This is a genomic window from Agrobacterium sp. 22-210-1, assembly GCF_053522525.1.
Genome location: NZ_JBNWCI010000001.1, coordinates 2,187,772 through 2,206,001, shown reverse-complemented (window position 1 = coordinate 2,206,001; position 18,230 = coordinate 2,187,772). Strand labels below are relative to the sequence as shown.

Here is an 18,230-nt window from a genome sequence, read left to right as displayed (position 1 = left end):
GTGGCGCGGGGGTAGGCCGCGCCGGGTTGAGCAGCCATTTGCCAGCAGAGGATCGGCGATATCCATTGAAATTTATTTGACGTTTACGCGCACGTCAAATATTGTCATCCCATATCCGCCGGATTGTCTCCGGCACCACGATGCGGAGGAACATCGGTAATGCCTGTTTACAAGGCCCCAGTCAAAGACACGCTTTTTATCCTGAACGACGTTCTTGGCCTCGAGCGGTATAACAACCTGCCCGGCTTTGAAGATGCAACCCCTGACATGATCGAGGCCATTACCGGCGAGGCTGCAAAGCTCGCCGAAGAACGGCTTTTCCCGCTCAACCTTTCCGGCGATCAACAGGGTTGCAAGCGCGCCGATGACGGTTCGGTTTCGGTGCCTGAAGGTTTCAAGTCCGCTTATGACGCCTATTGCGAGGGCGGCTGGATCGGCCTTGCCGTTCCCCAGGAGTTCGGCGGGCAGGGCCTGCCCTATACGCTGCATGCGGCGATCGGCGAATATATGTCGTCCGCCAACCTGTCGCTGATGATGTATCCCGGCCTGACGCAGGGCGCGATTGCCGCAGTCCTCGTGCACGGCACGCAGGAGCAGAAGGAAACCTATCTGCCGAAGATGGTTGAAGGCACATGGTCCGGCACCATGAACCTGACCGAACCCCATTGCGGCACCGATCTTGGGCTGCTGCGCACCAAGGCGGTGCCACAGGGCGACGGCACTTACAAGATTTCCGGCCAGAAGATATTTATCTCCGCCGGCGAACATTCCATGACTGACAATATCGTGCATCTGGTGATCGCCCGCATCGAAGGCGCGCCGGAAGGCACCAAGGGCATTTCGCTGTTCATCGTGCCGAAGTTCCTCGTCAAGGAGGATGGTACGCTCGGCGAGCGCAACGGCGTCACCTGCGGTGCGATCGAGCACAAGATGGGCATTCACGGCAATGCCACCTGCGTCATGAACTATGACGATGCGACGGGTTATCTCTTGGGCGCGGAGAACAAGGGTCTCTCCGCCATGTTCGTGATGATGAACGAGGCTCGCCTCGGCGTCGGCCTGCAGGGGCTTTCGGTCGGCGAGATCGCCTATCAGAACGCTGTCGAATACGCCCGTGAGCGCATTCAGGGCCGTTCGCTTTCGGGCGCGAAATTCCCCGACAGGAAGGCCGATCCAATCATCGTGCACCCGGATATCCGCCGCACGCTGATGACCATCAAGGCCTATAATGAGGCCGGCCGCGCTTTCCTTTTGTGGACTGCGCTGCAATCCGACATCGCGCACCGTGCCGCCGACGAAAAGCAGCGCCAAGTGGCAGACGATCTGCTCGGTCTTGTGACGCCGATCCTGAAGGGTGTTTTGACCGACAAGGGCTTCGACCACGCCGTGATGGCGCAGCAGGTCTTCGGCGGTCACGGTTACATCGAAGAACATGGCATGAGCCAATATGTCCGCGATGCGCGGATCACCATGATCTATGAGGGTGCCAACGGCATTCAGGCGCTCGATCTGGTTGGTCGCAAGCTCGGCATGAATGGCGGCCGCGCCGTCATGGCGCTGTTCAAAGAAATCGGTGATTTCTGCGAGGAAAACCGCGCCGACGAAAAGCTTGCCCTTTACACCAAGGGCCTGAAGAAGGGCTTGAACGACCTGCAGGCCGCAACCATGTGGTTCATGCAGAACGCCATGGCCAAGCCCGACAATGCCGGTGCCGGTTCGACCGACTACATGCATCTCTTCGGCATCGTGGTGCTGGGTTACATGCAGGCGCGCATGGCGAAAGCCGCCAGCGACGCGCTTGCAGCAGGCAGCGCTTCGGACGAGGATTACCTCAAGACCAAGCTTGTCACGGCAAAGTTTTACATGGAGCGCATCATGCCGGAAACGGCGCTGCGCAAGGCCCGCATCGAAACCGGCGCGGACACCATGATGGAACTGGCTGCGGAAGCATTCTGATAGGGCGTGTTACGCGCCGAGGGAGAGAGTTAATGACCGACGTTTATATTTATGACCATGTCCGCACCCCGCGCGGACGCGGCAAGAAGGATGGCAGCCTGCATGAGGTGCCCTCCGTTCGCCTTGCCGCCAAGACGCTGGAAGCCATCCGCGATCGCAATGGTCTCGACACCTCTGCTGTCGACGACATCATCATGGGCTGCGTCGATCCTGTCATGGATGCCGGTGCCGTGATACCGAAGGCCGCTGCCTTCGAGGCCGGTTATTCCAACAAGGCGCCGGGCATGCAGATCTCGCGCTTCTGCGCCTCGGGTCTCGATGCCATCAACTTCGCAGCTGGCAAGGTCAAGGCCGGTTCGGACGATATCGTCATTGCGGGCGGCGTCGAAAGCATGTCACGCGTCGGCATGGGCATGTCGGGCGGCGCCTGGTACATGGACCCCTCGGTCAACTTCCCGGCCTTCTTCATGCCGCAGGGCGTTTCGGCCGATCTCATTGCCACCAAGTATGGTTTCTCCCGTGACGATGTCGACGCCTATGCCGTCGAAAGCCAGAAGCGTGCGGCGCATGCCTGGGAAAAGGGTTATTTCAACAAGTCGGTCATTCCGGTGAAGGACTCAAACGGCCTGACGATCCTAGACCGTGACGAGCACATGCGCCCCGGCACGGACATGCAGGCGCTGGCCTCGCTCAATCCTTCCTTCCAGATGCCGGGTGAAATGGGCGGTTTCGAAGCCGTCGGCATCATGGCGCATCCGGAAGTGGAGCGGATCAATTACGTGCACCACGCCGGCAATTCGTCCGGTATCGTCGATGGCGCTGCGGCCGTGCTGGTTGGCTCGAAGGCGGGCGGAGAGGCAATGGGCATTAAGCCCCGCGCCCGCATCAAGGCATTCGCCAATATCGGCTCCGATCCGGCACTGATGCTCACCGGCCCGGTGGATGTGACCGAAAAGCTCCTGAAAAAGACCGGAATGTCGCTTGCCGATATCGATCTTTTCGAACTCAACGAGGCCTTCGCCGCCGTGGTCCTGCGTTACATGCAGGCCTTCGACATCGACCACAACCGGATGAACGTCAATGGCGGCGCCATCGCCATGGGCCATCCGCTGGGTGCAACCGGCGCGATGATCCTCGGCACGGTGCTGGATGAGCTGGAGCGGCGCGATCTCAACACCGCGCTCGTCACGCTTTGCATCGGCGCTGGCATGGGCACGGCGACCGTTATCGAGCGGGTTTGAGAGGCTTCGGCTGATACCGCAACGGTTCCTCCGTCATCCTCGGGCTTGACCCGAGGATCTATCCCGGTGCTTGGATCCTCGGGTCAAGCCCGAGGATGACGGAGAAAGCGAAGCGGCCATTAAGATTCAGGGAAGAGGAATCCCAAATGAGCACTTACACCAATTTCACCATCGAGACGGACGCAGACGGCATTGCCCTCGTTACTTGGGACATGCCGGAAAAATCCATGAACGTCTTCACCTCTGAGGTGATGGACGAGCTGAACGCCATTCTTGACGCAACCGTCGCCGACAGCGCCGTCAAGGGCGTCGTCTTCACGTCCGGCAAGAGCACCTTTTCCGGCGGCGCCGATCTTTCGATGATCAAGTCGATGTTCTCCTTCTACAATGATGAGAAGACGAAGAACCCGGATCAGGCCGCTGCAAGGCTGTTCGAACTGGTTGGCCGCATGACGGGCCTGTTCCGCAAGATCGAGACCAATGGCAAGCCCTGGGTTTCCGCCATCAACGGCACCTGCATGGGCGGCGCGTTTGAGCTGTCGCTCGCCTGCCACGGCCGGGTCGCCTCCAGCGCCAAGAACCTCAAGATCGCCCTTCCGGAAGTCAAGGTCGGCATCTTCCCCGGCGCCGGCGGCACCCAGCGCGTGCCGCGCCTGACGGATGCGCAATCGGCACTGCAGATGATGACCACCGGCCAGTCGCTGAGCGGCGCGCGCGCCAAGGCCATGGGTCTGGTGCATCAGGTGGTGGAGCCGGGTGAGCTGGTCGCAACCGCAAAGCAGATGATCAAGGACGGCCTGAAACCGGTCGCACCCTGGGATGAAAAGGGCTTCAAGGCCCCCGGCGGCGGCATCTGGACGCCTGCCGCAGCCCAGCTCTGGCCCGCCGCTCCGGCCATCCTGCGCCGTGAAAGCGCCGGCAATTATCCGGCCGCCCTCGCCATCCTCAAATGCGTCTATGAAGGCCTGCAATTGCCCTTCGACACGGCGCTGAAGGTGGAGCAGCGTTATTTCACCGAAATCCTTCGCTCGAAGGAAGCCTTCGGCATGATCCGCTCGCTGTTCATTTCCATGCAGGAACTGGGCAAGGGCGCGCGCCGCCCGGCCGGCCAGCCGAAGACGGAGTTCAAAAAGGTCGGCGTTGTCGGCGCGGGCTTCATGGGCGCTGCCGTGGCTTATGTCACCGCAGCTGCCGGCATCCCCGTCGTGCTGGTGGATCGCGATCAGGAAGCCGCCGACAAGGGCAAGGGCCATTGCGAGGAAAGCGTCAAGGCCGCCATCGGCAAGGGCAGGCTGACGCAGGATGAGGCCAAGGCCCTGCTCGACCTCGTCACCCCGACATCCGATTACGCCGCACTCGCGGATGCCAATCTCGTCATCGAGGCCGTCTTCGAAGACCGCGATGTCAAGAAGGCCGTCATCGAGGCCGTGGAAGCTGTGCTTCCTGAAGGTGCGATCTTCGCCTCCAACACCTCCACGTTGCCGATCACGGGTCTTGCGAAGAACTCGAAGCGCCCGGCGGATTTCATCGGCATCCACTTCTTCTCGCCGGTCGAGAAGATGATGCTGACGGAAGTGATCCTCGGCAAGGAAACCGGCGACAAGGCGCTCGCCGTCGCGCTGGACTATGTGGCGAAGATCAGGAAGACCCCGATCGTCGTCAACGATACGCGCGGCTTCTTCGTCAATCGCTGCGTGCTGCGTTATATGGCGGAAAGCTACGATATGCTGATCGAAGGCGTACCCGCCGCCATGATCGAAAATGCCGCGAAATTCGCCGGCATGCCGGTCGGCCCGCTGGCGCTGAATGATGAGGTGGCTATCGATCTTTCCTACAAGATCCTGAAAGCCACCGTCGCCGATCTCGGCGAAAAGGCCGTCGATCCGCGCCATATGGAACTGGTGAAGACGCTGGTGGAAGGCGAGGGCCGTTTTGGCCGCAAGAACGCCAAGGGCTTTTACGACTATCCGCAAAAGCCCGCCAAGAAGTCCCTCTGGCCCGGCCTGAAGGACCTCTATCCGCAGCAGAAGCCTGAAGCGGTGGATATGGAGGTGCTGAAACAGCGCTTCCTCGTCACCGTGGCGCTGGAAGCCGCCCGCACAGTGGAAGAAGGCATCGTCACCGATCCACGTGAGGCGGATGTCGGCTCCATCCTCGGTTTCGGTTTCGCACCCTATACCGGCGGCGCGCTGTCCTATATCGACGGCATGGGCGTGAAGAACTTCGTGGCACTCGCCGAGAAACTCAGCGAGACTTATGGCCCGCGCTTCAAGCCGACGCCGCTGCTGAAGGACATGGCCGCCAAGGGCGAGACCTTCTACGGTCGCTTCGATCCCTATGCCAGCGCCGCCAAGGCGGCCTGAGGCTTCAAGTAAGACATTGAACAGGCCCTCCGGGGCCTGTTTTATTATGCCCATCTCCCTACTTTCCGTGCATCCTTTGCCCGGCTGAGGCGTTGAAAAGGCTGACCGGGCAAAAGCGCCCGTCGCCGCCATTCAGCACGCCCCAGGAGACAGCGATGAAAGCACCACTGCGATCCCACGGTTTCGACAAGCCCTCGGACCTTGACGACCATCTGGCCGAACTGGACGAAGATGCCGTGGAGAAGAAGGCTGCAAAACCCGCTGCTGCCCGAAGGGTGCGTGCCTCCGCCCCGCCGGAATCATCCTTGCGGGCGGAACTGGATGATCTGCGCAAACAGCTCGAAAAGATTCGCCGCGACGTCAAACGGCTGGAAGCTGCCGCCAACACGCCGCATCATAAATCCGCCAATGCCCGGCATGAGCGCGACCGTGAGAATTCGCGCCTGATGACGGTGGTGCGCTCCGTTGCCGTCACCTCGCTGGCAAGCCGCATCTTCGCCTCCTCGCCCGTCATGGCGGCGCTGGTGGCCGTTGTGCCCATCGCGCTTGGCCTTGCCGCACGGCGCAATGAGGAGGCGTAAGCCGCCACCTGCCGCGCCACCGCCCGCTGGTCCGGCGGATGCCCAAGCGCTGGTTTTCCGCCGCAATCCGGCCTTCGCCGGGCAGACTTTTCAGCCATCCACAGGCGCCGTGAAAAAACTGTCAAAAAACTTCGCGATGGCGCTTGCCATGTCCGAACAAGATGTTATAACCCCGCTCACTTTCGGGGCACCAAACAGCCCCGCCCGCCAAAAGCGGAGGTTCTTCAAGGACCTGAAGTGCCCGGATAGCTCAGTTGGTAGAGCAGCGGATTGAAAATCCGCGTGTCGGTGGTTCAAATCCGCCTCCGGGCACCATTTATCTCAATAGCATTATTGACGAATTGCGTGCTTGGACGACCTGCGCATTTGCAGGCAAATTTCGATGAGTAGCTACCGCTATCATATGCTTTTGACATGCCCGGTGTAGCTATCGGCCAACCCTGCTTATTGCAGGCAGTTGGAGAGCAACCCGCAAAGGGATCGTGTCATACGCCCACCTCTTCTACCGCCCGGCATTATCTATTTTGATGGCTTTCTCTCTCAAGAGGAGGAGGCCGCCGTCGCCGACAGACTGGATGCGGGTGTGTGGAGCACGGAGTTGAAACGCCGCGTGCAGCATTTCGGTTATCGGTACGACTATAAGGCGCGGGCTATTACCGCGGAAGCGTATCTCGGGCCGTTGCCACCATGGCTTGGCGTGTTCGCTAAGCGATTGGTTGCCGCAGGATATTGTCGGGATTTGCCCGATCAGGTTATCGCGAACGAATATCTTCCGGGGCAGGGCATCAGTGCGCATGTCGATTGTGTGCCCTGTTTTGACGATACCATCGTGTCGATAAGCCTTTTGTCCACATGCGAGATGGTTTTCCGCGAATTGCGTGGACCAGCCGCATGCGGTGTTCTGCTTCAACGCCGGTCAGGCGTCTTGCTGAGAGATTCCGGCCGCTACGGCTGGACCCATGAAATTCCGGCTCGAAAATCGGATATCGTGAATGGAGTCACGACAGCCCGAGGCAGACGAATTTCCCTCACTTTTCGCAAGGTCATTACTTCGAAACAGTCTTGATCAGAAAGGAACACCCGTTCCTCCATTCAGTCTAGAAAAAAACTATTTTCCGGCAAAAGCATCGATCATCTTGGCAAGGCGAAAGAGTTGTTCGTCATTCAGGCTTGAAAGTGACCTACTTATGTTCGCGAGAAGCTTTCCTCTGTTACCCTCGGGCATACCGTCAGATTGATGGCCAAATAGTACGGTGACTTGAATATCTAGGGCCGATGCTAGCCTTTCCGCCGTTGCGAAGGTCGGAGCCGTGCTTCCGCGTTCGATTTTGCCGATCGTTTCCATGGAAACCTCGACGCGCTCCGCGAGGGCTTCCTGAGTCAAGCCTCGTGCTTTGCGATGATTGCGCACGTTAGCGCCAAATATTTTTTGCAATTCCATGACCTGCCCTCTGGCCATAAGAACGCAAAGTTCCGATCTGAATTTTAAGGAACTAAAACACCTTATTTTTATTGAAGAGAACTAAAATATCTTATTTGATGAAATCGGTAGAAAAAACGCGGGTTTGCACATGACCGATTTTATAAGTCAGAATGGCATGTCCTTTCTGGCCTTCGGCATCTTTGTACTGCTGGTGTCTGCTTGGGTCGGATGGGAGAGCCACGTTCGGGCTATGCTTATTCGACGCTCTGACATCACGCGCTTGGCTGATGAACTGGTTCAACAGCATGGCGAACGCGCCGAGGAAATTGCCTTCATTGAGGAAGATAGGTCTTGGCGTTATTCTCGGAATTTCGAGAAAGGCAAATGGCGGCGCGTACGGACGGAGCTTAGCCGCCGAAGAAAGTTCTAGGTAAACGCACGGGATTATTTTCTTCTTTATGCCACCGGAATTGTAATCGAAAACTCCGTGTGCATGGGTATAGTTATGGAGGAGCTAATCGGAGAGTTAATATGTCCAAGCAATATGATGTTGCGTTGTCATTTGCCGGGGAAGATAGGCCGTATGTCGAAAAGGTAGCCGAGATACTAAAAGGGCGTGGCATAGAGCTATTTTATGATGAATATGAAAAGCACGATTTGTGGGGAAAAAATTTATACGATCATCTTTCATCGGTTTATAAGGATCAATGTCAGTATGTAATTATGTTTGTATCCAAATATTATGCCAATAAAGTTTGGACAAACCTTGAGCGCGAAAGTGCGCAGGCGGCAGCATTCAAGGAACGAAAAGAATACATCTTGCCTGTTCGCTTTGATGATACCGAAATACCTGGAGTTTTTGACACCATAGGGTATCTAAAAGCACCCGAGACTTCACCTGCCGATCTGGTAAGGCTCTTTGAGAGAAAGCTGGGAACCAGGGCGCAATACTGGCTTAGACAGGCCGAAGAGGCGGCGAATTTCGCAAAACGTGTCTTGTTTGAAGCTCATCGCGGAGCGTTTTTGTGGAGGGAAAAAGCCGTCGCCATCTTTGCAAATGTGGGGCCTTCTGATCGCAGCCAAGTGTACGCACAAAAGATGATAGACGGTCTTGATCAAAAGAGAATACTATCATCTGCATTGTCAGATGATGGGTATACTTGGGTGGTTATGTATGATGATGGAAACCCAAATTATTTAACTGATTTAATCTGGAAAACATTTTTAGAGGAAAATCCGGACAAGGGTATGTACGTTTCCCTTGAGCACAAAACGGCAAGAGCGACTCTTAGAAACTATTTGTACATAACAGCAATGGAGTAGCATAAAAAATTTACTCAGACCGGAGGCGTCATGGCCAAGTGAGTTCGTCGCCCATACTTTAATTATAGACCCACAATATGTTGCTACAAATGCTCCCGATTATCCGTATTCTGCTCCGCCCGGTCCCGATAAAGCGCGGCCCGCCCGAGCAGCATCAGCGACACCGGTGTCGTCACTGTCATGAAAATGCCGATGAAGATTTCGTGGAAGGCGAAGCGGTCGCCGGAGACGGAGAAATAGATGATCGAGGCCATGACGATGCCGCCGGTGCCCCAGCTGGTGCCGAGTGTGGGCGCGTGCAGGCGCTCGTAGAAGCTGTTCAGCTTGGCAAAGCCGATGGTGCCGATCAGCGTCAGCGAGGCACCCAGCAGCACAAAGAAAGCCACGAGAATGGCGGCCCAGAGCGGAAATTCTGCGGCACTGTTCATTCGATCACCTCGCCGCGCATCATGAATTTGGAAAGGGCGACGGTGGAGACGAAGCCGAGGATGGCGATCAGCAGCGAGGCTTCGAAATAGATGTCGTTGCCGGTGCGCAGGCCGAAGGTCAAAAGAAGCAGCATGGCGTTGACATAGAGCGTATCCACGCCCAGCACGCGGTCCTGCGCGCGCGGGCCGATGGCGATGCGGTAGACCGAAATCGCCATGGCGATGGCAAGCATCAGCTGCGCCAGCGAAAAGGACCAGAAAAGGATAATCGAACTCATTCGAATATCTCCATCAGCAGTTTTTCATAACGGTTCTTGATGAGGCTTATCCACGCAGCCTCATCCACATCGTCGAGAACGTGGAGGAGGAGCGTGCCCTGGCTGGAATTATATTCAAGCCAGGCGCTGCCCGGCGTCGAGGTCAGGATCGTTGCCAGAATGGCGAGCGCCATGGGATCGCGAATATCGAGCGGCACCGCCAGGAAGCCGGATTTACGGTCCCTTTCGCGCTTGAACAGGATGATCTTCACGACCGAGATATTGGACCTGATAATATCGTAAAGCACGATCAGGATCAGCTGCACCAGCCTGTGCCAGTTGCGGATACGCGGTTTGGCTGGCCTGAGCGACGCCATCGCCCAGGAGGCGATGAGTGCTACCGCGGTGCCGAGCAGCAGGTGTCCGGGCGAAAAGCTGTTGATCGTCATCCAGAAGAAGATCAGCGAAACCGTCAGCAGCGGGTAAGGGAGGAGACGGCTCATCATGGCTCCGCCTCCGGGTTGCTGCCCGCTCGCGGTGCGGAAATGACGCCCTGAATATAGCTGGCGGGCAGATCGAGAATACGCGCCGTCTCCTGCATGTAACGCATCACCGGCCCGGCCTGCACGGTCATGGCAAGCGTAAGGCCAAGCAGCAGCATCACGGGGGCGATTTCGATGACGAGAACGCGCGGCACTGTGCCTTCGATGGAGGCCCAGAAGGTGCGGATGCCGGCGCGCGTCATCGAGATCAGCGAGGCGAAACCGGCAAAGACGATCAGGAAAACCAGCCACCAGGAAAGCGTGGAAACGCTGTCATTGGCGCCCAGCCCGGAAGGGTTGAGAATGGCGGTCAGCATCGAGAATTTGGCGATGAAACCCGAGAGCGGCGGCAGACCGGCCAGAAGAATGCCGCAGGCGGCAAAGCAGGCGCCGAGCACCGCCATGGTGGCGGGCATGGTCACGCCGACTTCTTCCTCCTCTTCCTCGTCTTCACCCTCGCCATAGGCTTCCATCGTGACGGCAAGAACGTTCGCGCCCGCATCCTGCCCGCGCTCGACGAGTTCGATCAGCATGAAAAAGGCGCTAATGGTGAGCGTGGAACTGACCATATAATAAAGCGCGCCGGCCGCCACCGTTGGATTGCCGGTGCCCATGGCGGCCAGAAGCGTTCCCGACGATACCAGAACCGAAAACCCGGCCAGCCGCCCGAGCGCCTGCGACGCCAGAACGCCGATGGCCCCGAAGATGATGGTGGCGATGCCGCCGACCAGCAGTGCGTCATGGCCGAAGCCGGCGGATTCGCCGGCCGTCTGCCCGAAAAGCAGGAAGGACAGGCGGGCGATGACATAAATGCCGACCTTGCTCATGATCGCAAACAGACCGCCAACCGGGGCAGACGCTGAGCCATAGGCGGAAGGCAGCCAGAAATTCAGCGGCCACATGCCGGCCTTGACCAGAAACGCAATGCCAAGCACCGCAGCGCCGGTTTCCAGCAGCATGCGCTGGTCTGGGTTGAGCCCCTCGATGCGATGGGCAAGGTCACCCATGTTCAGCGTGCCGGTGACGCCATAGATGAGGCTGACGCCGATCAGGAAGAACAGCGCCGCGACGAGGTTGATGGCGATATAATGCAGCCCGGCCTTCACACGCTGCTGGCCGGAGCCATGCAGCAGCAGGCCGTAGGAGGCAGCCAGCATCACTTCGAAGAACACGAAGAGATTGAAGAGGTCGCCGGTCAGGAACGCGCCGTTGACCCCCATCAGCATCATCTGGAACAGCGAATGGAAATGCGCGCCGGCCTTGTGCCATTTCGCCATCGAATAGATCAGCGACGGAATGGCAAGCAGCGCGGTCAAAAGCACCATGAGCCCGGAGAGGCGATCAGCCACAAGCACGATGCCGAAGGGGGCGGGCCAGTTGCCGAGCAGATAGACGCCACTCGACACCACAGCGGCGATCTCGGTATTGACCGTCGAGTTCACCTCGCGGAACAGCAGGATGGCGACGATCAGCAACAGGACGGTCGAGGTAAGGCTGATCGCGGCTTTCGCCACGCGCTGGCGCTCATCGAAGAACAGCAGAAGTGCTGCTGTTATCAACGGCACCAGGATGGGGGCGATGACGATGTGGAAGGGGAACGACATCATTTCGACTCCCTCCCGTCCACGTGGTCGGTGCCGGTGAGGCCGCGGGCGGCAAGCAGCACCACCAGAAACAGCGCGGTGGTGGCAAAGCCGATGACGATCGCCGTCAGCACCAGAGCCTGCGGCACGGGGTCGGCCAGCGTGGAGCTGTCGACACCATTCACCAGCACCGGCGGCGCATTGGTCTTGATGCCGCCGACGCCGAAGATGAACAGGTTGACGGCGTAGGACAAAAGCGAAAGCCCGACGATGACCTGATAGGTACGTGGGCGCAGGATAAGCCACACGCCGGAGCCGGTCATGATGCCGATGCCGATTGCAAGAATGAGTTCCATTACACGTCCTCCGCTTTTGCGGCGTCAGGCGTGCGAACGCGGTAGTTACGCAACGATTGGTGTGCCAGTGCTATCAGGATAAGAACGGTGGAGCCGACGACCAGCGAGAAGACGCCGAGGTCGAACAGCAGGGCGGATGCCGTCGGCATTTTGCCGATATAGGGTATCTCCGTATACTGGAAATACGAGGTCAGGAACGGGTAGCCGAAATACCAGGAGCCGATACCCGTCGCCGCCGCCATCAGAAGGCCGAAACCCATCCAGCGCAGCGGCAGGATGCGAATGCGGTCTTCCGCCCAGCGCGCCCCGCCGGCGAGATATTGCAGCAGGAAGGCAATCGCCATGGTGATGCCGGCCGCAAAGCCGCCGCCCGGCATGTCGTGGCCGCGCATGAACAGGAAGATCGAAAAGGTGATGATAACAGGGAACATCCACTGCATCACGATCGACGGCACATAGAGATAGTCGCGGACCGTATCGCCCTTGCTACGATCAGGACGTTCAGCATCGAAGGCGTTTTGCATCTGCTGCTGTTCCGGCACCCCGATGCTTTCATGCGCGGGGCGGAAACGGCGAAGAAGGGCGAAGACGGTGAGCGCCACGATGGCCAGCACCGCGATCTCGCCGAATGTGTCAAAGCCACGGAAGTCGACGAGGATGACGTTGACGACATTGGTGCCGCCGCCTTCCGTATAGGCGCGCTCCAGGAAATAGGTGGCGATGGCGTTCGGCACCGGCAGGGTCATGACGGCGTAAGCGATGACGGACATGCCGATACCGCTGGCTGCCGCCAGCAGGAAATCGCGGGCGCGGCGAAGCTGCGCCGGCAGCTCGTCGCTGCTATCGACCTTCTCGAAGCGTTTTGGCAGCCACCTTAGACCAAGCAGGATGAGAACCGTGGTGACGATTTCGACCAGCAGCTGGGTGATCGCCAGATCCGGCGCGGAAAGCCAGATGAAGGTGAGGCAGGTGACGAGCCCGGAGACACCGAGCATGATGAGGGCAGCGAGGCGATGATATTTCGCCTGCCAGGCGGCACCCAGCGCGGCAATCATGCCGATCAGCCAAAGGATGGCGAAGATCGGATCAAAGGTCGTCACGCGCGGCAGCGACAGGGAGAATTCCGAAAGGAATAGTGGCGAGAAACCGGCAAGAAGCGCCACGAGGATGAGAAGTCTAAGCTGCGGCTGCAGACGCCGCGTGCCGAGCGTGCTTTCCAGCCACCGGGCCCACTTCCAGGACACGGTGACGAGAATGCGCTCGAAGATGCGCTGTCCCCGTAAATGCCGGAAGACCGGCGGACCGTCGTCGCAGCGCGAGAAATAACCGCCGAGCAGTGCATAGATCGTCACACCGCCGATAAGTGCCGCGATACTCATGATGAGCGGCAGGTTGAAACCGTGCCAGATCGACAGGCTGTAGACGGGCGTCTGGTCGCCGAGAACGGAAAGCACGGCCGAATGCAGGAACGGGCCGATGGAGAGGCTCGGAACGATGCCGACGATCAGGCAGGCGAAAACCAGGAACTCGATCGGGAAACGCATCCAGCGCGGCGGCTCGTGCGGATTTGGGTTGGGCAGATCGACGGGCTTGGGGCCGAAGAAGACGGTGTGGATGAAGCGCAGCGAATAGGCGACGGCGAATGCGCCTGAAAGCGTCGCGACATAGGGCAGCGCCCGGTCCAGGAGTGAATCGGCATGCGTCTCGACGGCCTCGGCAAAGAACATTTCCTTGGAAAGGAAGCCGTTGAACAGCGGCACGCCGGCCATGGCCGCGCTGGCCGCCATGGCAAGCGTCGCCGTTGCCGGCATATAGGTATAAAGCCCGCTTAAGCGCCGCATGTCGCGGGTGCCGGTTTCATGGTCGATGATGCCGGCCGCCATGAACAGCGAGGCCTTGAAGGTGGCGTGGTTGACCATGTGGAAGATGGCCGCAACTGCCGCAAGCGGGCTGCCGAGGCTCAACAGAGTAGTGATAAGGCCGAGGTGGCTGATGGTCGAATAAGCGAGCAGGCCTTTCAGGTCCTGCTGGAACATGGCGAAATAAGCGCCGAGCAGCAGCGTGATGATGCCGGCCACGCCCACCAGCCAGAACCATTCCGGCGTGCCTGCCAGCACCGGCCAGAACCGCGCGAGCAGGAAAACCCCCGCCTTTACCATGGTCGCCGAATGCAGATAGGCGGAAACCGGTGTGGGCGCTGCCATGGCGTTGGGCAGCCAGAAATGGAAGGGAAACTGCGCGCTTTTGGTCAACGCGCCGCCAAGAATGAGAATAAGTGCCGGCAGATAGAGGGAATGGGCGCGGATCGCGGCCCCGGCCTCGATGATCTTGTCCAGATCGTAGCTTCCCGCCATATGGCCGAGGATGAGAAGTCCGGCCAGGAGGCTGAATCCGCCGATGCCGGTCACGGTCAGCGCCATGCGGGCGCCGTCGCGCGCGCCGGCGTTCTGGTGCCAGTAGCCGATCAGCAAAAACGAGAAGATGCTGGTCATTTCCCAGAAGATCGACAGCAGGATGACGTTGCCGGACAGGACCACGCCGAGCATCGAGCCCATGAAGGCGAGGAAGAAGGCAAAAAACCGCGGGATTGGATCCTTGGCCGACATGTAATAACGGGCGTAGAGCACCACGAGCAGGCCGATGCCGGTAATGAGGATCGCGAAGATCCATGCAAACCCGTCCAGCCGCAGGGTGAAATTCAGCCCGAGCTGCGGCAGCCATTCCACATCGTATTTCAGCGCGCCGCCGTCGCTGACAGTCGAATAAAGAAAGACGCTGCTGATGAGACCGAAAAGGGCGACGCCGCCTGCAACGGAGGCGGGGCCGGCGGCTGCGCCATCGCGCGGCATGAAAGCCGTGAGAATGGCGCCGACAAAGGGCAATGCGACAATAAATGGAAGAATGGTTGCAAGTGTCATATGCAGTGGCGGTTTTTCTCTGGAATTGGAGTCTACGGCGGGTTTCCGACGACTCCGATCCCTCAAGGCTCATGAGAGCCGAATGATGAGGACCGCCGGAATGACTAATAGATAATATGCGGGGGTGCTCTTGGAACCACGCTCGCAAAGTCTCGGAAAGCTTGTGGCGCGACGGCAACAGATGCAACGGCCGGCCCGGCGTCAACGGCGATCCGCAAAGCGGGCGAGGGGAAGTTGCCGGGGCGAAGACCCGAGCTGGTATCCCCGGCCTTGCAGCCGCTATCGCAATCCCTGTCGCGAAGAGTGAGGGAACGGTTGAGATCGACGGTCTGCAATCTCTCCAGACGGCTGGTCTTGGAAAGGGTCTTGATGCCGGATGGTGCCTGAAAGCCGATCATGACGAGCAGGCTTGCGACCATGATGCCGATCAACACTTGCGGATGGCGCCTTGAACGGCGGCATTTCTCCATCCATAACAAGTTGGCATCTCCTTGATCGTAAAGGTCTCTTTAAAGCATCACCGCTCAGCGAATATCCCGTTGATTTGTTTTAGGGGAAGCCGCAGGCGCTTGTCCAGCGCACAGGCCGGAAAAACCGCCCGCAATGGCCGATTCCTTTTCGTTTTTGCCCGTTTGCGGCAAAGTGAGGGCGGCAATGGCTAAAAGCTTTTACAAATTTTACCGTTTGACGCTGGAGCTGATGTTTCTTAACTTTCAAGCAAGGAATTAACCATAAAGATTGATGGTATTTCCACGGCGGAATGGGGTTCTCTCCCCTTCCAGGCATGACGCCGCACTGCCGTACCGGTGCCGATCCGGTATTTTCGTTTCTTGGTTCAAGAAGGTCAGGCAAGCGTCGATGCCGCATCGTCCGCGATGGGTATGTTCGTTCAAAAATCCCCCTTAGGGTGCTGGCGTTCTGAACCTTGGCCAATTGGCCGGGTTTTACCGGCCGTCATGTTGTTGGGGACGTCGGTTGGGGCAGGACTTGCCATCAGATCAAGCGCGCAGATCGGCAGGTGCAAGCCTGGCGGGACGGTTGCGTTTTGCCGGCCTCGATGAGACGCAATCCGATTTCCTGCGCAATTATCGCAGCATGCTGGAGCCTTACGTCAAGGCCGGCCTGCGGGACGTGATGAACCGTTTTCAGTCGATGCCCGACTGTTCTCCGTCTTTCGAAAGCGAAAACCAGCTTGATCGCCTGCACGATCTGCAATCCTCGCACTGGAGTGTGCTGACGGATGCGCGTTTCGATGCGCTTTATGCCGAGCGGGTGAAGGTTCTTTCCGACAATGCCGGCCGCATGGGTCTCGATCCACGCTGGCAGATCGCCAGCCACGCCATCGTTCTGGAACATCTGCTCGGTGGGTTGGTGACTGAGCACGCGCCGCGCTCCATCCTGCCCGGCAGCCGCAAGAAGAGCCGTGAACTGGCCGAAGCCGTGAAGAACATCGTCCGTCTGGTGATGGTCGATACGGAGATCGCCGTCTCGCTGCGCTTTAATGAATTACGCCTGCGTCACGGCCGGGAACTTGCGGAACAGCGCGACAATGACCGTTCGGAAGCAGCGACACTGCTGGGTGCGGCGCTGACGGCCTTTGCCGCCGGCGATCTTAAGGCGCGTATCGGCGGCGATCTGCCGGAAGCCTATCGCGATGTTGCCGCCTCCTTCAACGCGGCGCTGGAAACGATCGGCGCATCGCTGACCTCCGCGCAGCAGGGTATCGGCGACGCCGAGACGCTCAGCGCCCGTTTCGCCGATATCGGTCGCTCCATCGCAGAACGTTCCGGCCAGCAGGCAGAAGCCCTTGCCGAGACCTCCCGCGCGCTTCAGGCTATGATCGGGAACCTGGCCGAAAACGGCACCCGCATATCGGCGACGGAAACGGCGGTTTCCCGCGCCCGCGACGCGGCTGTCGAAAGCGGCAAGGCAATCGGCGAGGCGATCGACGCCATGTCTGACATCGAACAATCCGCCGAGCACATCGGCAGGATCATAGGCACGATCGACGAGATTGCTTTCCAGACCAACCTTCTCGCCCTCAACGCCGGCATCGAGGCGGCGCGTGCGGGTGAAAGCGGCCGCGGTTTCGCCGTCGTCGCACAGGAAGTCCGGGCACTCGCCCAGCGTTCCGCCGACGCCGCAAGGGAAATCAAGAGCCTTGTCGGCACCACCAAGACGCAGGTCGAGGGCGGTGTTCGCATGGTGAACCGCACGCAGGAAGCAATCGGCGGCGTCGTCCGGCAGGTGTCCGGCATCAACGACATGATCGCCGAAGTTTCCCGGCATACGTCTGCACAGGCAGATGACCTGAAAACGGTCGCTGCCGATATTAGCGAACAGCAGCGGCAGGCCGGCCGGATCGCAAACGAGATCGGCGAAGGCTCCTGCGAGGCAGACGCACTTCACACTGTCATTCTGCAGCTGGGCCGCACCATTCGCGAGTTCCGCATCGCCCGTCAGGGTCAGGCCGCGGCAATGGCCGTGGCCGACCGTCAGGACACATCATTTATGGCCCGTGCGGATAACCGTACGGATTACGGCCAGGATTACCAACAATTCAGACGCCAAGGAGTCATGTAATGGCAGCCAGAAAAGCAGCTGAGGCGACGCTGAAACTGTCACCGGTGCTGGATCTCAACGAAGCATCGGCGCTGCAAGGCAAGCTGATGACGCTGAGAGGAGCACCTTTGTCGGTCGATGCGTCCGAGGTGGAGCGCATTGGCGCGCTTTGCGTCCAGGTCCTGATGGCCGGCGCGAAATCCTGGGAGGAAGACGGCAAGCCCTTCGGTTTTGCCAGGGTGTCCGATGCATTCGACAAGACCATGAAACTGATAGGCGTCGATATTGACCATTTGCTCCCCAAGGAGATGCAAAAGTGAAGAAAAAAGTTCTCACCGTGGATGATTCCCGGACGATCAGGAACATGCTCCTGGTCACGCTCAACAATGCCGGTTTTGAGACCATTCAGGCTGAAGATGGCGTTGAAGGCCTCGAGGTGCTGGAACAGAGCAATCCCGATGTCATCGTGACTGACATCAACATGCCCCGTCTTGATGGTTTCGGCTTTATCGAAGGCGTGCGCCGCAACGAGAAATATCGGGCTATCCCGATCCTCGTTCTGACGACTGAAAGCGATGCAGAAAAGAAGAACCGCGCCCGCCAGGCCGGTGCGACCGGCTGGATTGTCAAGCCGTTCGACCCTGCAAAACTCATCGATGCCATTGAACGCGTAACCGCCTGATACGGGACATTTCAC

Annotated in this window: 18 protein-coding genes and 1 tRNA gene; 11 read left to right on the top strand and 8 right to left on the bottom strand. The window is 58.9% G+C overall.

What is annotated here, in order from left to right; genetic code table 11:
• Positions 1 to 159: 159 nt before the first annotated feature.
• From ACQZ5F_RS11080 to ACQZ5F_RS11055, 6 genes are all read left to right on the top strand, one after another.
• A complete protein-coding gene (locus ACQZ5F_RS11080) occupies positions 160 to 1,956 on the top strand; it encodes an acyl-CoA dehydrogenase C-terminal domain-containing protein (protein WP_225339493.1) in 1,797 nt (598 codons plus the stop codon).
• Between the two features lie 32 nt (positions 1,957 to 1,988).
• Entirely contained in the window at positions 1,989 to 3,197 is a 1,209-nt protein-coding gene (locus ACQZ5F_RS11075; protein ID WP_225339492.1) for an acetyl-CoA C-acetyltransferase, read from the top strand.
• A gap of 146 nt (positions 3,198 to 3,343) precedes the next feature.
• Positions 3,344 to 5,560, top strand: coding sequence for a 3-hydroxyacyl-CoA dehydrogenase NAD-binding domain-containing protein (locus tag ACQZ5F_RS11070; RefSeq protein WP_225339491.1), 2,217 nt, complete (start codon positions 3,344 to 3,346; stop codon positions 5,558 to 5,560).
• Between the two features lie 155 nt (positions 5,561 to 5,715).
• Entirely contained in the window at positions 5,716 to 6,141 is a 426-nt protein-coding gene (locus tag ACQZ5F_RS11065; RefSeq protein ID WP_225339490.1) for a hypothetical protein, read from the top strand.
• 239 nt (positions 6,142 to 6,380) lie between these two features.
• A tRNA-Phe gene (locus ACQZ5F_RS11060) sits at positions 6,381 to 6,456 on the top strand.
• A 283-nt stretch (positions 6,457 to 6,739) separates the two neighbouring features.
• Positions 6,740 to 7,207, top strand: a complete 468-nt coding sequence (locus tag ACQZ5F_RS11055; protein ID WP_225339489.1) for an alpha-ketoglutarate-dependent dioxygenase AlkB — start codon at positions 6,740 to 6,742, stop codon at positions 7,205 to 7,207.
• Positions 7,208 to 7,249: 42 nt separating this feature from the next.
• On the opposite strand, the gene ACQZ5F_RS11050 is transcribed toward ACQZ5F_RS11055, so the two are convergent.
• Positions 7,250 to 7,582 carry a helix-turn-helix domain-containing protein gene (locus tag ACQZ5F_RS11050; RefSeq protein WP_225339488.1) on the bottom strand — a complete coding sequence of 111 codons (333 nt, stop codon included), beginning with the start codon at positions 7,580 to 7,582 and terminating at the stop codon, positions 7,250 to 7,252.
• Between the two features lie 130 nt (positions 7,583 to 7,712).
• Between ACQZ5F_RS11050 and ACQZ5F_RS11045 the strand changes: the two genes are divergently transcribed.
• Positions 7,713 to 7,994 carry a hypothetical protein gene (locus ACQZ5F_RS11045; RefSeq protein WP_225339487.1) on the top strand — a complete coding sequence of 94 codons (282 nt, stop codon included), beginning with the start codon at positions 7,713 to 7,715 and terminating at the stop codon, positions 7,992 to 7,994.
• Between the two features lie 101 nt (positions 7,995 to 8,095).
• Entirely contained in the window at positions 8,096 to 8,887 is a 792-nt protein-coding gene (locus ACQZ5F_RS11040) for a toll/interleukin-1 receptor domain-containing protein (protein ID WP_225339486.1), read from the top strand.
• Between the two features lie 83 nt (positions 8,888 to 8,970).
• On the opposite strand, the gene mnhG is transcribed toward ACQZ5F_RS11040, so the two are convergent.
• The 7 genes from mnhG to ACQZ5F_RS11005 all read right to left on the bottom strand — a co-directional run bounded on the left by mnhG (position 8,971) and on the right by ACQZ5F_RS11005 (position 15,441).
• Positions 8,971 to 9,315, bottom strand: coding sequence for a monovalent cation/H(+) antiporter subunit G (gene mnhG / locus ACQZ5F_RS11035; RefSeq protein WP_046800545.1), 345 nt, complete (start codon positions 9,313 to 9,315; stop codon positions 8,971 to 8,973).
• Positions 9,312 to 9,593 (bottom strand): K+/H+ antiporter subunit F, encoded by a 282-nt coding sequence (locus ACQZ5F_RS11030; protein WP_046800546.1) that lies wholly within the window; start codon positions 9,591 to 9,593, stop codon positions 9,312 to 9,314. Before ACQZ5F_RS11030 ends, mnhG begins: the two co-directional genes overlap by 4 nt.
• A complete protein-coding gene (locus tag ACQZ5F_RS11025) occupies positions 9,590 to 10,078 on the bottom strand; it encodes a Na+/H+ antiporter subunit E (protein WP_046800547.1) in 489 nt (162 codons plus the stop codon). Before ACQZ5F_RS11025 ends, ACQZ5F_RS11030 begins: the two co-directional genes overlap by 4 nt.
• On the bottom strand, positions 10,075 to 11,721 hold the full coding sequence (locus tag ACQZ5F_RS11020; protein ID WP_046800548.1) for a monovalent cation/H+ antiporter subunit D: 1,647 nt from the start codon (positions 11,719 to 11,721) through the stop codon (positions 10,075 to 10,077). Before ACQZ5F_RS11020 ends, ACQZ5F_RS11025 begins: the two co-directional genes overlap by 4 nt.
• On the bottom strand, positions 11,718 to 12,053 hold the full coding sequence (locus ACQZ5F_RS11015) for a Na+/H+ antiporter subunit C (RefSeq protein WP_003493763.1): 336 nt from the start codon (positions 12,051 to 12,053) through the stop codon (positions 11,718 to 11,720). The genes ACQZ5F_RS11020 and ACQZ5F_RS11015 overlap by 4 nt, the downstream gene beginning before the upstream one ends.
• Positions 12,053 to 14,971 (bottom strand): monovalent cation/H+ antiporter subunit A, encoded by a 2,919-nt coding sequence (locus ACQZ5F_RS11010; protein ID WP_137083454.1) that lies wholly within the window; start codon positions 14,969 to 14,971, stop codon positions 12,053 to 12,055. The genes ACQZ5F_RS11015 and ACQZ5F_RS11010 overlap by 1 nt, the downstream gene beginning before the upstream one ends.
• A 104-nt stretch (positions 14,972 to 15,075) precedes the next feature.
• Positions 15,076 to 15,441: a hypothetical protein gene (locus tag ACQZ5F_RS11005; RefSeq protein ID WP_046800550.1), complete on the bottom strand. Its 366-nt coding sequence runs from the start codon at positions 15,439 to 15,441 to the stop codon at positions 15,076 to 15,078.
• A gap of 517 nt (positions 15,442 to 15,958) precedes the next feature.
• On the opposite strand from ACQZ5F_RS11005, the gene ACQZ5F_RS11000 reads away from it, so the two are divergent.
• Genes ACQZ5F_RS11000 through cheY1 form a run of 3 tightly spaced genes read left to right on the top strand, consistent with a single transcriptional unit; the run spans position 15,959 to position 18,215 of the window.
• The gene (locus ACQZ5F_RS11000; protein WP_225339485.1) at positions 15,959 to 17,554 is read left to right on the top strand and encodes a globin-coupled sensor protein; all 1,596 of its coding nucleotides are present in this window, start codon (positions 15,959 to 15,961) and stop codon (positions 17,552 to 17,554) included.
• Positions 17,554 to 17,853: an STAS domain-containing protein gene (locus tag ACQZ5F_RS10995; protein WP_046800552.1), complete on the top strand. Its 300-nt coding sequence runs from the start codon at positions 17,554 to 17,556 to the stop codon at positions 17,851 to 17,853. The genes ACQZ5F_RS11000 and ACQZ5F_RS10995 overlap by 1 nt, the downstream gene beginning before the upstream one ends.
• A complete protein-coding gene (cheY1, locus tag ACQZ5F_RS10990) occupies positions 17,850 to 18,215 on the top strand; it encodes a chemotaxis response regulator CheY1 (RefSeq protein WP_004439870.1) in 366 nt (121 codons plus the stop codon). Before ACQZ5F_RS10995 ends, cheY1 begins: the two co-directional genes overlap by 4 nt.
• The last annotated feature ends 15 nt before the right edge of the window (positions 18,216 to 18,230 follow it).

What these genes read in the sequence shown, in the direction of transcription:
- ACQZ5F_RS11080 (WP_225339493.1), top strand. Translation starts at nt 160, where the DNA reads ATGCCTGTTTACAAGGCCCCAGTCAAAGACACGCTTTTTATCCTGAAC.
- ACQZ5F_RS11075 (WP_225339492.1), top strand. Translation starts at nt 1,989, where the DNA reads ATGACCGACGTTTATATTTATGACCATGTCCGCACCCCGCGCGGACGC.
- ACQZ5F_RS11070 (WP_225339491.1), top strand. Translation starts at nt 3,344, where the DNA reads ATGAGCACTTACACCAATTTCACCATCGAGACGGACGCAGACGGCATT.
- ACQZ5F_RS11065 (WP_225339490.1), top strand. Translation starts at nt 5,716, where the DNA reads ATGAAAGCACCACTGCGATCCCACGGTTTCGACAAGCCCTCGGACCTT.
- ACQZ5F_RS11050 (WP_225339488.1), bottom strand. Translation starts at nt 7,582, where the DNA reads ATGGAATTGCAAAAAATATTTGGCGCTAACGTGCGCAATCATCGCAAA.
- ACQZ5F_RS11045 (WP_225339487.1), top strand. Translation starts at nt 7,713, where the DNA reads ATGACCGATTTTATAAGTCAGAATGGCATGTCCTTTCTGGCCTTCGGC.
- ACQZ5F_RS11040 (WP_225339486.1), top strand. Translation starts at nt 8,096, where the DNA reads ATGTCCAAGCAATATGATGTTGCGTTGTCATTTGCCGGGGAAGATAGG.
- mnhG (WP_046800545.1), bottom strand. Translation starts at nt 9,315, where the DNA reads ATGAACAGTGCCGCAGAATTTCCGCTCTGGGCCGCCATTCTCGTGGCT.
- ACQZ5F_RS11030 (WP_046800546.1), bottom strand. Translation starts at nt 9,593, where the DNA reads ATGAGTTCGATTATCCTTTTCTGGTCCTTTTCGCTGGCGCAGCTGATG.
- ACQZ5F_RS11025 (WP_046800547.1), bottom strand. Translation starts at nt 10,078, where the DNA reads ATGATGAGCCGTCTCCTCCCTTACCCGCTGCTGACGGTTTCGCTGATC.
- ACQZ5F_RS11020 (WP_046800548.1), bottom strand. Translation starts at nt 11,721, where the DNA reads ATGATGTCGTTCCCCTTCCACATCGTCATCGCCCCCATCCTGGTGCCG.
- ACQZ5F_RS11015 (WP_003493763.1), bottom strand. Translation starts at nt 12,053, where the DNA reads ATGGAACTCATTCTTGCAATCGGCATCGGCATCATGACCGGCTCCGGC.
- ACQZ5F_RS11010 (WP_137083454.1), bottom strand. Translation starts at nt 14,971, where the DNA reads ATGACACTTGCAACCATTCTTCCATTTATTGTCGCATTGCCCTTTGTC.
- ACQZ5F_RS11005 (WP_046800550.1), bottom strand. Translation starts at nt 15,441, where the DNA reads ATGGAGAAATGCCGCCGTTCAAGGCGCCATCCGCAAGTGTTGATCGGC.
- ACQZ5F_RS10995 (WP_046800552.1), top strand. Translation starts at nt 17,554, where the DNA reads ATGGCAGCCAGAAAAGCAGCTGAGGCGACGCTGAAACTGTCACCGGTG.